Genomic DNA, 12,948 nt, shown 5'->3' on the forward strand with positions numbered 1-12,948 from the left:
CCGTGCACGTCCCGGTCGAGCAGGAAACGTCCGGCAGGCACGTCCCCCTCTGAGCCCGGATCAAACCTCTCACCCCACCCCACCCCACACCCCCGCCACGGTTGATCATGGAGTTATCGCCGCGACACGCCGACGCGGCCGTCGCCAACCTCATGATCAACGGCGCCGGGGCGGGGTCACGGGCGGATGGGGGCCGGCTCCTCGGGGCCCACGAAGGCTTCGCTGCGGGTGTTGCCGTCGTCGCTGCCGCCGAAGACCCGGGCGTCGTCGGGGACGTCGGTGTCGGTTGGTCGGCGGGTCGGACGCCTCGGCTGCACCCACTGCCAGGGCAGGTTGCTGTCGGCGTCGCCCAGCTCGGTACGCACCCGGGGCATCGCGGTCGGGCGGTTGTCGCGGATCCAGCCGACCAGGTGCTCACGGACGAGGCAGCGCAGATCCCACAGACTGCCCGCGTCGGCGGCACTGACCAGCGCGCGCACCCGCACCGTTCCGCCGGTGGCGTCGGTCAACTGCAGGACGCAGACCCGACCGTCCCACAGCTCGGTGCTCTCGACCAGCCGACGGAGCTCCTCCCGCATGGCCTGCACCGGCACCGCCCAGTCGACGTCGAACTCGGCGGTGCCGAGCACCGCGGACTCCGTCCTGGTCCAGTTCTGGAACGGCTTGCTGGTGAAGTACGAGGTGGGCAGGATCAGCCGACGGTCGTCCCAGATCTGCACCACCACGTAGCTGAGGGTCAGCTCCTCGATCCGGCCCCACTCCCCCTCGACGACCACGACGTCGTCGAGCCGGACCGCGTCGCTGAAGGCGAGTTGGAGGCCGGCGAAGACGTTGCCGAGCAGGCTCTGGGCGGCCAGCGCGGCCACCACACCGAACACCCCGGCGGAGGTCAGCACGCCGGCGCCGATGCCCCGCACGCTCGGGAAGGTCATCAGCATCACGCCGACGGTCAGGATGACGATCACCGCGATGGTGACCCGGCGCAGCATCACCACCTGCGTACGCACCCGCCGGGCGTGCCGGTTGTCGGGCACGTCGACCCGGAACCGGGCCAGGGCGGTGTCCTCCATCACCACCAGCAGCGAGGCGACCAGCCAGGCCGTGGCGGCGATGACGCAGAGGATGAGCAGGTGCAGCAGTTGCTTGCGCCAACTCTCGCCCACCGCGTATGCGGTGCTCCACCGGGCGGCGAACTGCACCGCGAGCACCGTGGCGGCGACCTGGAACGGGCGGTGCGAGTGGTCGGTCAGCTCGGTCATCAAGAGTGACCGGCGGCCGAACCTCCGGGTGACCCGGTGAACGATTTCAACAAGGAAAAGAGCGACCGCCGCCGCGGCGAGCGAGGCGACGGCCGTCTCGAGGTAACTCTGCACAGGTTTGTTGCTTCCCTTCGACCAGACGGCGGGACTTCGGGCAAAAGCCCAATAGTGCCCGCCGCCCGTGGAATCGACCAGTCTCAGACCTTGCGGTACCGGGACTGGAGGAAGCAGAACAGGCCGAAGGCCGCGATGCCCAGGGCGACCAGGCTGAGCAGCAGCGTCCCGTACGACTGGTCGCGCAGCGTACGCAGCGCCGCGTCCAGACCACGGGCCTTCTCCGGGTCGTAGTTCACCGCCGCCACGATGACCAGCAGGCCGGCGATGCCGTACGCGACGCCCTTGGCGACGTACCCGGCGATGCCCAGTCGGCGAGCCAGCGTGTGGGTCTTGGGGCTCATCTCACCGGTCTTCAGGTGCTTCTCGAAGCGCTTCGTGATCCCGTAGATCACCAGGCCGATACCGATCGCGGCGACCACGAGGCCGGCCAGGCCGACCAGCCAGCGCCCGCCGCTGGAGGTCATCAGCTTGCCGGTCAGCGCCTCCTGCTTGTCGGCGCTGTTGGATCCGGCGTCGGAGAAGACCTTGAACGCGGTCCACGCGAAGTAGAGGTAGACGATGGTGCGGCCGGCCGAGGCGAGCCGCTCGACGACCCGTTGCTTGCCCCGCTCGGCGCGGTGTCCCGCCGCCGCCTCCAGCGCCTGCCAGATCGCCATGGCGAGCAGGCCGACCGCGGTGGCGATCACCAGGAACTTGCCCAGCGGCTGCTCGGAGAGGGTACGGAGAGCGCCGGACTGGTCGCCGTCGTCGCTCGACGTGCCGAACGCGATCTGCAGCGCCAACCAGGCGAAGAGGAGGTGCACGATGCCGTAGCCGATGAAGCCGGCCCGGGCGAGGAATTCCAGCCACCGGCTGTCCGCCGTACGGGAGGCGGTGGCTTGCGCGCTACGGGTGAGTGACATGGCGCCACAATTTCCGATTTCGGAGATCCCCAAACGTCAGCCACCGCCACCCGCGCGGAGGTCAGCTACCCGGGTTACGCGAAACGCGGATCTTGACCTGCTGGTCGGTGACGCTGTCCAGGGTGACCGCGAAACCACCGGCCTCGGTGGCCTGCTGCCCGGTGGTCAGGGTGAGCTGCTCGCCGGCGACCTCGACGGTCACCTGGTCACCCTGAGCGCCGACCAGCTTGGCCTCGACGCCGAAGATGGTGGCGTTCGCCTCGACCCCCCGCTCGAAGGTGACGGTGCAAGCGTCCAGCCCGCAGTCGGTGGAGGCGCCCTGCGAGCTGCAGCCAGCCAGCACGGCGAGGCCGAGCGCCAGGCCGGCGAACAGGCCGGCGGTGCGGCGAATAGGGACAGACGGGATGGTGGCGGGTCGTTTCGTCACCTCGCCAAGGGTACGAGACGCCCGCGAGGTCCGCCGAACAGTGCACCGGGCCTCGCGCGCACGGCACCGGCTAGGGTCCGACACATGCCGTTCGACATCGCCCGTACCCGGGCCGCCTATCCCGCCCTGAGCGAGGGCTTCGTCCACTTCGACGGGGCCGGAGGCACCCAGACCGCGGCCGGTGTGATCGACGCGGTCACCGAGGCCATGCGCGCCGCGGTCGGCAACCGCAGCACCGCCAACGTGCCGGGTCGCCGGTCGCTGGACCTGGTGACGGAGGCCCGCTCGGCGGTGGCCGACCTGCTCGGCGCCGACCCGGCCGGTGTGGTGCTGGGCCCGAGTGCCACCGCGCTGACGTACACCCTGGCCCGTACGCTCGGCGCGGGCTGGCGCCCGGGCGACGAGGTGGTGGTGTCCCGGCTCGACCACGACGCGAACGTGCGGCCGTGGGTGCAGGCCGCCGAGGCGGCCGGTGCGACGGTGCGCTGGGCCGAGTTCGACCGGAACACCGGCGAGCTGCCCGCCGGCCAGTACGCCGAACTGGTCACCGAACGGACCCGGCTGGTCGCGGTGACCGCCGGCAGCAACGCCATCGGCACCGTGCCGGACGTGCCGACGATCGCCAAGACCGCCCACGCGGTCGGCGCGCTGGTCTGCGTCGACGGGGTGCACTCGGTGCCGCACGGGCCCACCGATCTGGCCTCGCTCGGCGCGGACGTGCTGGTCACGAGCGCCTACAAGTGGTCCGGGCCGCACCTGGCGGCGATGGTCGCCGACCCGGCCCGGTGGGCGGCGCTGCGCCCGGCGAAGTTGGTGCCGTCCTCCGACGCGGTGCCGGACCGGTTCGAGTACGGCACGCCGAGCTTCCCGCTGCTGGCGGGCGTGACCGCCGCGGTCGACCACCTGGCCGGGCTCGACCCGGACGCGGCCGGGGACCGGCGGGCGCGGCTGCGGGCAGGGCTGGCCGCCGCCCAGGCGCACGAGGAGGCGCTGCTGGACCGGCTGCTCGCCGGGCTGGCCGAGCGGTCCGCGATCACCGTCTACGGCTCGCCGGCCCGGCGCTGCCCGACGGTCTCCTTCCGGGTCGCCGGGTTGTCACCGGCGGCCACGCAGGAGGCGTTGGGGGCCGCCGGGTTCTGTCTCTCCTCCGGCGACTACTACGCCTACGAGTACTTCCAGTCGATGGGGCTGCGGGACAGCGGCGGCGCGGTCCGGGCCAGCATCTACCACTACAACACTGCCGACGAGGTGGACCGGTTGCTGGCCGAACTGGACGCGCTGACCGACCGGTCGGGGAGAATGGCCCGGTGAGCACCCTGGTCGAGGACAACCCCGCGAAGCACCGCTTCGAGATCCTGGTGGACGACGCGCTGGCCGGCTTCGCCGCGTACCTGCCCCGGAGCCCGGAGGTGCTGGTCTTCACCCACACCGAGGTCAACCCGGGCTTCCAGGGCAAGGGCGTGGGCGGCACGCTGATCCGGAACACGCTGGACCAGGTGCGCGCCCGCGGCGGCCAAGTGGTGCCGCAGTGCCCGTTCATGGCCGCGTTCATCAACAAGCACCCGGAGTACGCCGACCTGGTCGCCGAGCACCCGTAACGCCGGCAGCCTCAGCGGGCGCCGGTCAACACCTCGGCGGCGGCCTGCCCGCTGGCCCGGGTGGCGCCGTGGGTGGCCAGGTGCACCGCGCCGGTGACCAGTTCGGGCACGCCCAGCTCGACCACGACCGCGTCCGGCCGGGCGGCCAGCGCCCGGTGGACCGCGGCGCGCATCCAGTCGTGTCGGTGCAGGTCGCGCACCACCAGCACCAGCGGACGGTCGCCCGCCTCGGCCCCCGGGTCGGCCGGCACCTCGGGCTCGGCGTAACGGATCGTGCTCGTGCCGGGCAGCAGCTCGCCCAGCGGCACGCCGATGCCCCACGGCGTCTCCGCGCCGATGGCGATGTTGCGGGGCGGCTCGAACTCGACCACGTACGCCGCGCGGGTCAGCGGCAGCGCCGTCGCTCCGTCGGTTCCGGCCGTGACCCGGACGGCGCGGCGGGCGGCGACCAGCCCGACGTCGGTGCCGGGCACCATGGCCGGGTTCACGGCACGGGCCGCCACGGTCCAGGCGGCGAGCTGCCCGACGCGCTTGGCCGCCTCGGCGAGGCGCTCCTCGGGCAGGTCACCGGCGACGACCGCGGCCACGATGGCGTCGCGGAGCTCCCGGGCATCCGACTCGTCGGCCCGTTCACCGCCCACGCAGATCGCGTCGGCGCCGGCGGCGAGCGCGCGGACCGCCGCCCCGGCGAAGCCGTACCGGTCGGCGACCGCGCGCATCTCCACCGCGTCGGTCACCACGACGCCGGAGAAGCCCAACTCGTCGCGGAGCAGGCCGCTCAGGATGCGCCGGCTCAGCGTGGCCGGCAGGTGCGGGTCCAGCGCGGGCACCAGCAGGTGACCGGTCATCACGGCCTGCACCCCGGCGGCCACGGCCGCCCGGAACGGGGCCAGCTCGACGGCGTCCAGCCGGGCCCGGTCGGCGGTGATCAGGGGCAGGTCGTGGTGCGAGTCGACCCGGGTGTCGCCGTGCCCGGGGAAGTGCTTGGCGCAGGCGGCGACGCCGCCGGCCTGCAGGCCGCGGACCCAGGCGGCGGTGTGCTGTGCGACCAGCGTCGGGTCGGCGCCGAACGAGCGGACGCCGATCACCGGGTTCGCCGGGTTGGAGTTGACGTCGGCGTCCGGCGCGTAGTCCAGGGTGATCCCGGCCGCGGCCAGCTCGACGCCGAGGTCCCGGGCGACCGCCGCGGTCAGCTCCGGGTCGTCGACCGCACCGAGGGCGAAGTTGCCGGGTCGGGAGCTGCCCCGGGCGGACTCGATCCGGGTGACGTCGCCGGCCTCCTCGTCGATCGCCACGATGACGTCCGGCCGCTCGGCGCGCAGGTGAGCGGTGAGCACGGCCACCTGGGCGGGGTCCACGACGTTGCGGGCGAAGAGCACCACCGACCCGAGCCCCTCGCCGAGCCAGCGGCACACCCACGGTGGCGGGGTGGTGCCGACGAAGCCGGGTTGCAGGACGGCGGCGGCCAGCGCCGGGAGGTGCCCGGTGGGCGCGGTCACGCGACCCCCTCGTGGCGGTCGCCGTCGGTCCCCGGCATCGACACGCCCGCGCCGACCCGCTGGTTGCGCTCGCTCATGCGGCCCCCGTACCCCATCTCTCGCGCGCCCTCGGCGCACCGCCACGGCAGGCGGTGCTGCCATGGTCACACCGAGCGATTCAATAGTCAATAAACCTTACAGTTGCCTCGGAGCACGCTCACCGGGAGAGTGCGGGAATGGACCCAGCACTGTTGGCCGACGCCACGAGCCCGGCCGACATCCCCGGCGTACGCCTGCTCGGCCTCGTGGTCGGCGCCCTGCTGCTGCTGGCCGCGATCCGGGCGATGTTCGGAAAACGCTGAGCCGCGAGCCGCCGAGCGAGACCCGGTGGACCGGGTGTGGCCGGCGGTGGTCGGGGTACCGCCTCCTCAGCGCGCGGTGCGCGTACGGAGGAGGAACGATGAAGATCGGTTATTTTCTGTCGACTGAGGAGTACACCCCGGCCGAGCTGCTGGCGCAGGCGCGCGGCGCAGAGCAGGCCGGCTTCGAGGCGCTGTGGATCTCCGACCACTACCACCCGTGGCTGGACGCGCAGGGGCAGAGCCCGTTCGTCTGGTCGATGATCGGTGCCCTCAGCCAGACCTGTTCGCTGCCGGTGACGACCGCGGTGACCTGCCCGACCACGCGGATCCACCCGGCCGTGATCGCGCAGGCGGCGGCGACCAGCGCGGTGCTGCACGACGGGCGGTTCGTGCTCGGCGTCGGCACCGGCGAGGCGCTCAACGAACACATCCTCGGCGACGCCTGGCCACAGACCGACGTCCGGCTCGAGATGCTCGAGGAGTCCATCGAGGTGCTGCGTGAGCTGTGGCGCGGCCACTTCGTCAACCACCACGGCAAGCACTACACCGTCGAGCACGCCCGCATCTACACGCTGCCCGACACTCCCCCGCCGATCTACATCTCCGGCTTCGGCCCGAAGTCCATCGACCTGGCCGCCCGGATCGGCGACGGCTACGTGAGCACCATGCCCGACGCCGAGATGGTCCGCCGCTTCCGGGAGAACGGTGGCGGCGACAAGCCGTGCCAGGCCGGCTTCAAGGCGGCGTACGCCGACAGCGAGGACGAGGGCATGCGGATCGCGTACGAGCGCTGGCCGAACGCCGGGGTGCCGGGTGAGCTGTCCCAGGTGCTCCCCTCGCCGCGCCACTTCGAGCAGGCCGCCGAACTGGTCAAGCCGGAGATGATGAAGGAGGCGTTCGTCTGCGGCAACAGCGCCGAGGCGCACCTGGAAATGATCGACCGGTACGCCAAGGCCGGCTTCGACGAGGTCTACGTGGCCAACACCGGCCCGAACCACCAGGGTCTGCTCGACCTGTACCAGCGCGAGGTGCTGCCTCGCCTGCGCTGAGCCAATCGAGATCAAGTCCATTGCGGACGGTTTTACCGGTCGGCGGGTCGGGTACCTCCGGCCTTCGATGAAACTGTCCACGCATTCGATGACGTTGCGCCGCGCGGCGCGAAGCCTCTTTGGCTGGAGCGCCCTGCGGCCCAACCAACTGGCCGCCATGCGCGCGGTGATGAAACGACGCGACGCCCTGGTGGTGCTGCCCACCGGCGCCGGCAAGTCGGCCATCTACCAGATCCCGGCCAGCCTGATCCCCGGCCCCACCGTGGTCATCTCCCCGCTGCTGGCCCTTCAACAGGACCAGATCGCGGCCCTCAACGAACGCCAGCGTCCGGAACTGCGGGCGGTGCGGATCAGCTCGAACGAGTCAGCCGCCCAGCAGGCCCAGGCGATCACCGAGATCCGCGAGGGCCGGGCGGAGTTCCTGTTCATCACGCCGGAGCAGCTGAGCAACCCCGACCGGATGGCCGAGGTCGCCTCACTCAAGCCCGCCCTGGTCGCGATCGACGAGGCACACTGCATCTCGGCCTGGGGGCACGACTTCCGCCCGGACTACCTGGCGCTCGGGCACCTGATCGAGGGCATCGGCCGGCCGCCGGTGGTCGCACTGACCGCCACCGCGTCCCCGCCGGTACGCGACGACATCATCGCCCGGCTGCGGCTGCGCAAGCCGGAGGTGGTGATCTCCGGACTGGACCGGGCCAACCTGTTCCTGGAGGTGGCGCACTGCCCCACCGAGGACTACCGGTGGCGGCGCCTGGTCGCGCTGCTGAGCGACGACGAGCGGCCGGGAATCATCTACGTGCCGACCCGCCGCGCCGCCGAGGAGCTGGCGGCCCGACTGACCGACGCGGGTTACCCGGCGCAGTTCTACCACGGCGGGATGCCGGCCGGCGCGCGCGCCGAGTTGCACGAGGCGTTCCTCGCCGACGAGGTGCCCATCATGGTGGCCACCTCGGCGTTCGGGATGGGCATCGACAAGCCGAACATCGCCTGGGTGGCGCACATGGCGCTGCCCGACTCGCCGGACAGCTACTTCCAGGAGATCGGCCGGGCCGGGCGCAACGGGCAGCCGGCGCGGGTGCTGCTGCTCTGGCAGGCCGAGGACGTCGGCCTGCAACGGTTCTTCAGCGGCGGCCTGCCGGACGAGACCGAGCTGCGCGACCTCGCCGCGCTGCTGCGCCGCAAGCCGGCCACCAAGACCGAGCTGCGCGAGGTCACCGGCCTCGGTCCGCGCAAGCTGGGCCAGTACCTCTCGCTGCTGGAGCAGGTTGGCGCGGCGGAGCCGCGCGCCCGACAGCGCATCGGCGCCCCCCGCTACTCCCCCGCGCCGGTGGACGCCGCCGCAGCGGCGCTGGCCGAGGCGGAGCGACAGCAGACGGTGACCCGTTCCCGGACGGACATGATGCGAGCGTTCGCCGAGACCACCGCCTGTCGGGGGCAGACCCTGCTGGCCTACTTCGGCGAGCAGATGACCAAGGTCTGCGGGCACTGCGACAACTGCCACGCCGGCACCAGCGTCGCGGATCAGGGCGCGGTCGGGCCGTTCCCGGTGCACAGCCAGGTGCGTCACCCGGAGTGGGGGCGCGGCATGGTGCTCAGCTACGAGGAGGACAAGATGACGGTTCTCTTCGACGAGGTGGGGTACAAGACGCTGTCGGTGCGCGTGGTGTCCGAACAGGGCCTGTTGACCCTGGACTAGCCTGAGCCGGGCACCGGCGTGGGGCCGACGGATCGACCAGACAGAGCAGGGTGGAAGGGGCGTTGCCGTGATCGAGCAGCCGGCGTACACCGGTTTCGGTTTCTCCGACGGGGAGTGGGGGCTGCTCGTCGGCCTGCCGCAGTCGGTGCTGACCGCGGCGAGCGCCGCCGAGTCCGACGGCACCCGCCGGACCATGGCGGAGAACGCGGCCGGGCTGGAGACCATCGCCAACGGGCGGGAGTCGGCCAGTCCGTTGGTCGCCGCCGTGGCCGGCGAGATCGTGACCCGGGTCGGCGACCCGGAGGCCGGCGAGGAGTTGCCGGTCATCGCGCCGGCCGACCCGCAGGCGATGATCGACGACGTGCTGCACCGGGCCGGCGAGGCCGCCGCGCTGCTGGCCGCGCGGGTCGACGAGGGTGCGGCCGGGGCGTACAAGCACTGGCTCGTGAAGATCGCCGAGCAGGTGGTGGGCGCCGCGTCCACCGGTGGGCTGCTCGGCATCGGCGGTGAGGCGGTCAGCGACTCGGAGCGGCGTTTCCGCGACCGGCTCGCACACGTGCTCACCGACTGACCGCGGCCACGTCCGCCGGCTCCGCCACCACGGCGGGGTCGGCGGGGCGGACGCCGCGCAGCGTGACCAGCGCGGTCACCACGCCCACCAGCATCGCCACCGCGGCGGCGAGCGCGGCGAGGTGCATCCCGTCGGTGAAAGCGAGCCGGGCGGCGTGCAGCACCGCGTCGCCCAGGTCCGCCGGCAGCCCCTGGGCCACCGCGAGCGCACCGCCCAGCGTCTCCCGGGCCGCGTCGTGGGCCTCCGCCGGCAGGCCGGCGGGCAGGCCGTCGACCACCTCACGCCGGTAGACGGCGGCACCCACGCTGCCCAGGATCGCCATCCCGAGCGCGCCGCCGAGCTCACTGCTCGATTCGGTGAGCGCCGAGGCGACACCGGCCTGCTCGGGCGGCGCCGCACCGAGGACCAGCTCGGTGACGAGCGACATCACCATCACCAGCCCGGCCGCGTAGACGCTGGCACCGACCAGCAGCAGCCACAGTGGTGACTCCGGGGTGACCCGGGTGAGCACCACGAAGCCGACCACAGCGATCCCGAAGCCCGTCCCGATGAGGTACGCCCGCTCGATCCGCTGGGCGAGCGCGGCGGCGGCCGGGGCGACTCCACCCACCGCCAGCGACGGCACCAGGCTCCAGAGTGCCGCGCGCAGCGGGCTCAGGCCGAGCACCGACTGGAGGTGCTGGGTGGTGAAGATGGCGAAGCCGACCAGGGCGAACATCGCCAGCAGGTTGACCGCGAGCGACCCGCCGAAGCCGCGGTGGCGGAACAGCGCCAGGTCGAGCATCGGGTACGCCCGGGTCCGCTGCCGGTGCAGGAACAGCGCCCCGACCAGCAGGCCGGCGACGATGGCCAGCACCCGTACCGGAGTGAAGCCGTCGCGGGCCAACTCCTTGATGCCGTAGATCACCGGCAACAGCGTGCCGAGGGACAGCACCGCGCTGAGCAGGTCGAACCGCCCCGCGATCGGGTTGCGGAACTCCGGCACCAGGGCCGGGGCGAGCAGGAGCAGCAGCACCATCGCCGGGATGTTGATCAGGAAGATCGAGCCCCACCAGAAGTGCTCCAGCAGGATGCCGCTGAGCACCGGGCCGATCGCGATCCCGCCGGTGAGCGCGGCCGTCCAGATGCCGATCGCGGTGCCGCGCTGCTTGGCGTCGAGGAACATGTTCCGCACCAGCGCGAGCGTGGAGGGCATCAGGGTGGCCCCGCCCACGCCGAGCAGGGCACGCGCGGCGATCAGCGTCGCGGCGCTCTCGGCGTACGCGGCCAGCAGGGACGCCGCACCGAACGCGGCAGCGCCGAAGAGCAGCAGCCGACGCCGGCCGATCCGGTCACCCAGGGCGCCCATGGTGATCAGCAGACCGGCCAGCACGAAGCCGTAGATGTCGAAGATCCAGAGCTGCTGGGTGCTGGTGGGGCGCAGCTCCTCGCTGATGAACGGGACGGCGAAGTAGAGCACCGACACGTCCATCGAGACCAGGAGCAGGGGCAGCATCAGCACCGCGAACCCGATCCACTCCCGCCGGCCCGCTCGTGGTGCCGGTGCGCTCGTCATTGTCATGGAACGACTCCTTCTGCGTATGGCGTACGCTCTAATGCGTAGACCATACGCAGAACTAGGATGACAAGGCAAGGAGGGAATGTGGCGACGACGGAAGACGACAGCGGCCCGGCGATCCCGCCGGCCATCGAGAGCGCCTGGGGGCTGCGCGAGCGGCCTCCCAAGGGGCCCCGGCCCGGGCTGACCGTGAGCGGCATCGTGGACGCCGCCGTGCGCGTGGCCGACGCCGACGGGCTGGCGGCCGTCTCGATGAGCCGGGTGGCCAAGGAGCTGGGTGCGGCCACGATGGGCCTGTACCGGTACGTCGGCTCCAAGGACGAGCTGCTGATGCTCATGGTGGACACCGGGTACGGCCCGTCCCCCGGCCCGCCCGCTCCGGACGACGACTGGCGCGCCGGCCTGATCCGGTGGGCCTGGGCCGAACACGAGGTGCTGCGGCAACGGTCCTGGCTGCTGCACGTGCCGATCACCGGTCCGCCGATCACCCCTCAGCAGCTCGGCTGGCTCGAGGACGGGCTGCGCTGCCTCGACGGCACCTCACTCGCCGAGGGCGAGAAGATGTCGGCGCTGCTGCTGATCACCGGGTACGTCCGCAACGAGGCCACCCTCACGTCGCAGATCGCCGAGGGCAGCCGGGCGGCCGGCGTCGCGCCCAGCGAGATGATGCCGGCGTACGGCCGGATGGTGGCCCAACTCATCGACCCGGCCCGCTTCCCCGCGCTGCACCGGGTGCTGGCCGCCGGCATCATGAACCAGGACGACGACCCGGACGACGAGTTCACCTTCGGCCTGGACCGGATCCTCGACGGCATCGAGACGCTGATCCATCGACGAACGACCTGAGGGACCGAATGCTGCAACGGGACTCCATCGACACGACCGTCCTGCCGCCGGGTGAGCGGTTCGGGATGTGGCTCGACCTGGTCGCGCGCACCTCGGCGCCACTGCGGATCACGTCCGCGCACGCCGACGACTTCGCCGCCCGGGCCGACTTCATCGACCTCGGCCCCATCCAGATCGTCGAGTACGAGTACCCGTCGCTGGACGCCACCCGGACCCGCAAGCTGATCCGCCAGTCCGACCCGGAGCTGTACATTCTCGCGCTCACCACCGGCGGCATCGGCACGTCCAGCCAGGACGGTCAACACAGCGAGATCCAGGCCGGTGAGTTCACCTTCTACGACGGGTCGCGACCGCACGACGTCTGCCACCACTCGACCGAGGCGGAACGCGACGACGCCACGTCGATCATCACGCTCATCCCGCACGCCGCGCTGCCCCTGCCACCGCAGCGGATGGCCGCCCTGTACGGCGGCCGGATGTCCGGCAGCGAGGGGATCGGGGCGCTGCTGGCACAGTTCCTGCGCCAGGTGACCGGGCATCCCGAGCAGTACCACGCCGCCGACGCCAACCGGCTCGGCGCGGTGGGACTCGACCTGGCCACCACCATGCTCGGTCGGCACCTGGTCGCCGAGGACGCGGTGCCGACCGAGGTGCGGCGGCGGGCGCTGCTCACCCAGGTGCAGTCGTACGTCCACCGCCACCTCGGCGACACGACGCTCAACCCGCAGTCCGTCGCGGACGCCCACCACATCTCACTGCGCTCTCTGCACCGCCTGTTCGAGGCCGAACAGTCCACGGTGGCGTCCTACATCCGTGACCTTCGGCTGGCCCGCTGCCAGCGCGACCTGGCCGACCCGGCGCTGCGGAGCCAGCCCGCGCAGATGATCGCCGCGCGCTGGGGGTTCCCCGACAAGGCCCACTTCAGCCGGGTGTTCCGGGCGGCGTTCGGGCTGAGCCCACAGGCGTACCGGGACGGCCAGCCGGATCCGGCGCGGATCGTCAACCGCTCGGCGTCCATGGTCAACTCGTCCCGGGCAGACTGACAACCAACGCGGCCGACCCGCCGCCCGGCATCGCCGGGC

The 12,948-nt window shown here is 72.2% G+C and carries 13 protein-coding genes; 8 read left to right on the forward strand and 5 right to left on the reverse strand.

Going from position 1 to position 12,948, the window contains the following annotated elements:
* Positions 1 to 176 precede the first annotated feature (176 nt).
* The 3 genes from V6V47_RS11940 to V6V47_RS11950 all read right to left on the reverse strand — a co-directional run bounded on the left by V6V47_RS11940 (position 177) and on the right by V6V47_RS11950 (position 2,705).
* A complete protein-coding gene (locus V6V47_RS11940; RefSeq protein ID WP_334628206.1) occupies positions 177 to 1,373 on the reverse strand; it encodes a mechanosensitive ion channel family protein in 1,197 nt (398 codons plus the stop codon).
* 83 nt (positions 1,374 to 1,456) lie between these two features.
* Positions 1,457 to 2,278, reverse strand: a complete 822-nt coding sequence (locus V6V47_RS11945) for a DUF1206 domain-containing protein (RefSeq protein ID WP_334628207.1) — start codon at positions 2,276 to 2,278, stop codon at positions 1,457 to 1,459.
* A gap of 61 nt (positions 2,279 to 2,339) precedes the next feature.
* Positions 2,340 to 2,705, reverse strand: coding sequence for a hypothetical protein (locus tag V6V47_RS11950; RefSeq protein WP_334628208.1), 366 nt, complete (start codon positions 2,703 to 2,705; stop codon positions 2,340 to 2,342).
* 84 nt (positions 2,706 to 2,789) lie between these two features.
* Here V6V47_RS11950 and V6V47_RS11955 point away from each other — a divergent pair, with 84 nt between their 5' ends.
* Complete coding sequence (locus tag V6V47_RS11955; RefSeq protein WP_334628209.1) at positions 2,790 to 4,016, forward strand: cysteine desulfurase-like protein; 1,227 nt, start codon at positions 2,790 to 2,792, stop codon at positions 4,014 to 4,016.
* The gene (locus tag V6V47_RS11960; protein ID WP_334628210.1) at positions 4,013 to 4,303 is read left to right on the forward strand and encodes a GNAT family N-acetyltransferase; all 291 of its coding nucleotides are present in this window, start codon (positions 4,013 to 4,015) and stop codon (positions 4,301 to 4,303) included. Before V6V47_RS11955 ends, V6V47_RS11960 begins: the two co-directional genes overlap by 4 nt.
* 11 nt (positions 4,304 to 4,314) lie before the next feature.
* Here the strand turns inward: V6V47_RS11960 and V6V47_RS11965 are convergent, their stop codons facing one another.
* A complete protein-coding gene (locus tag V6V47_RS11965; RefSeq protein ID WP_334628211.1) occupies positions 4,315 to 5,802 on the reverse strand; it encodes a glycoside hydrolase family 3 protein in 1,488 nt (495 codons plus the stop codon).
* Between the two features lie 215 nt (positions 5,803 to 6,017).
* On the opposite strand from V6V47_RS11965, the gene V6V47_RS11970 reads away from it, so the two are divergent.
* From V6V47_RS11970 to V6V47_RS11985, 4 genes are all read left to right on the forward strand, one after another.
* Positions 6,018 to 6,143 (forward strand): hypothetical protein, encoded by a 126-nt coding sequence (locus V6V47_RS11970; RefSeq protein ID WP_334628212.1) that lies wholly within the window; start codon positions 6,018 to 6,020, stop codon positions 6,141 to 6,143.
* Between the two features lie 98 nt (positions 6,144 to 6,241).
* A complete protein-coding gene (locus V6V47_RS11975; protein ID WP_334628213.1) occupies positions 6,242 to 7,192 on the forward strand; it encodes a TIGR03557 family F420-dependent LLM class oxidoreductase in 951 nt (316 codons plus the stop codon).
* 67 nt (positions 7,193 to 7,259) lie between these two features.
* Positions 7,260 to 8,891, forward strand: coding sequence for a RecQ family ATP-dependent DNA helicase (locus V6V47_RS11980; RefSeq protein WP_334628215.1), 1,632 nt, complete (start codon positions 7,260 to 7,262; stop codon positions 8,889 to 8,891).
* A 67-nt stretch (positions 8,892 to 8,958) separates the two neighbouring features.
* Positions 8,959 to 9,462 carry a hypothetical protein gene (locus V6V47_RS11985; RefSeq protein ID WP_334628216.1) on the forward strand — a complete coding sequence of 168 codons (504 nt, stop codon included), beginning with the start codon at positions 8,959 to 8,961 and terminating at the stop codon, positions 9,460 to 9,462.
* On the opposite strand, the gene V6V47_RS11990 is transcribed toward V6V47_RS11985, so the two are convergent.
* Complete coding sequence (locus tag V6V47_RS11990; RefSeq protein WP_334628218.1) at positions 9,452 to 11,023, reverse strand: MFS transporter; 1,572 nt, start codon at positions 11,021 to 11,023, stop codon at positions 9,452 to 9,454. The two genes, V6V47_RS11985 and V6V47_RS11990, sit on opposite strands and share 11 nt — an antisense overlap.
* Before the next feature lie 81 nt (positions 11,024 to 11,104).
* Between V6V47_RS11990 and V6V47_RS11995 the strand changes: the two genes are divergently transcribed.
* The gene (locus V6V47_RS11995) at positions 11,105 to 11,866 is read left to right on the forward strand and encodes a TetR/AcrR family transcriptional regulator (protein ID WP_334628219.1); all 762 of its coding nucleotides are present in this window, start codon (positions 11,105 to 11,107) and stop codon (positions 11,864 to 11,866) included.
* 8 nt (positions 11,867 to 11,874) lie between these two features.
* Positions 11,875 to 12,909 (forward strand): helix-turn-helix domain-containing protein, encoded by a 1,035-nt coding sequence (locus V6V47_RS12000; RefSeq protein WP_334628220.1) that lies wholly within the window; start codon positions 11,875 to 11,877, stop codon positions 12,907 to 12,909.
* The last annotated feature ends 39 nt before the right edge of the window (positions 12,910 to 12,948 follow it).

The sequence above is a fragment of the Micromonospora sp. CPCC 205539 genome, assembly GCF_036906815.1.
Lineage (GTDB): Bacteria > Actinomycetota > Actinomycetes > Mycobacteriales > Micromonosporaceae > Micromonospora.